Source organism: Burkholderia sp. LMG 13014, assembly GCF_905232215.1.
GTDB lineage: Bacteria > Pseudomonadota > Gammaproteobacteria > Burkholderiales > Burkholderiaceae > Burkholderia.
Genome location: NZ_CAJNKE010000991.1, coordinates 1 through 1,347 on the forward strand (window position 1 = coordinate 1; position 1,347 = coordinate 1,347).

1 protein-coding gene is annotated in these 1,347 nt (G+C 69.2%); it reads left to right on the forward strand.

Features of this window, described 5'->3' with window-relative positions; all coding sequences use genetic code 11:
• Window positions 1-1,277: ferrous iron transporter B (locus JYJ84_RS36800; RefSeq protein ID WP_205190311.1), on the forward strand; the 1,277-nt coding region annotated here is incomplete at its 5' end.
• Window positions 1,278-1,347 lie beyond the last annotated feature (70 nt).

A 1,347-nucleotide genomic window follows, 5' to 3' on the forward strand; every position in this document is an offset into this window, starting at 1 on the left:
CGCGCGTGCGCGCGCTGCTCGCGGCCGCCGTCGTGATGCCGCGCGCCACCGACGTACGCGACGATCGAATCGACCGCTGGGCGCTGCATCCGGTGCTCGGGCTCGTGATTCTCGCGGCCGTGATGTTCCTGGTGTTCCAGGCCGTGTATTCGATCGGCAAGCCGATGACCGACGCGATCGGCGACGGCTTCGGCTGGCTCGGCACGCTGGCCGGCGCACACCTGCCGGACGGTCCGCTGCGCGGCCTCGTCACCGACGGGCTGATCGGCGGCCTCGGCACCGTGCTCGGCTTTCTGCCGGAAATCCTGGTGCTGTTCCTGTTCATCCTGGTGCTGGAGGAGTCGGGCTACCTGCCGCGTGCCGCGTTCCTGCTCGACCGGATGATGGTGTCGGTCGGGCTCACCGGCCGCTCGTTCATTCCGCTGCTGTCGAGCTTCGCTTGCGCGATTCCCGGCGTGCTCGGCACCCGCAGCATTACCGACCCGCGCGACCGGCTGGCGACCATCCTGGTCGCGCCGCTGATGACGTGTTCGGCGCGCCTGCCGGTGTACGCGCTGCTGATCGGCGCATTCATCCCGTCGCAGCGCGTGCTGGGCGTCTTCAACCTGCAGGGCGTCGTGCTGTTCGTGTTGTACGCGGCAGGCATCGGCGGCGCGATGCTGGTGGGCTGGATCATGAAGAAGGTGCGCGGCCCGCAGGGCGAGCACGCGCTGCTGATGGAGCTGCCGTCGTATCGCCTGCCGCGCGTGCGCGACGTGGCGATCGGCCTGTGGGAGCGCGGCTCGATCTTCATGAAGCGGCTGACCGGCGTGATTCTCGCGCTGACCGTGCTGATGTGGTTCATCTCGACGTTCCCGTCGCCGCCGCCCGGCGCGGTCGGCCCCGCAATCGACTATTCGTTCGCCGGCTACCTGGGGCGCGGCCTGCAGTACGTGTTCGCGCCGCTCGGCTTCAACTGGCAGATCAGCCTGTCGCTGATCCCCGCGTTCGCCGCGCGCGAAACCGCCGTCGCGGCGCTCGCGACGGTCTACGCGGTGAGCGGCGGCGACGCCGACATCGCGAGCGTCGGCCACGCACTCGCCGCCAACTTCTCGGTCGCCAGCGCGTTGTCGCTGTTGGCCTGGTTCGCGTTCGCGCCGCAATGCATGTCGACGCTCGCGGTGATTCGCCGCGAGACGGGCTCCTGGCGCAACGTCGCGATCTCGTTCAGCTACATGTTCGTGATGGCGTATGCCGCGTCGTTCGTCACCTACCAGATCGCGCGGGCGCTGACATGAGCGCGGCCCTTGCCTGGCAATACGCGGCGATCGCGGTGCTGGTCGCCGCCAGCGTGCTCTTCATGTTCCG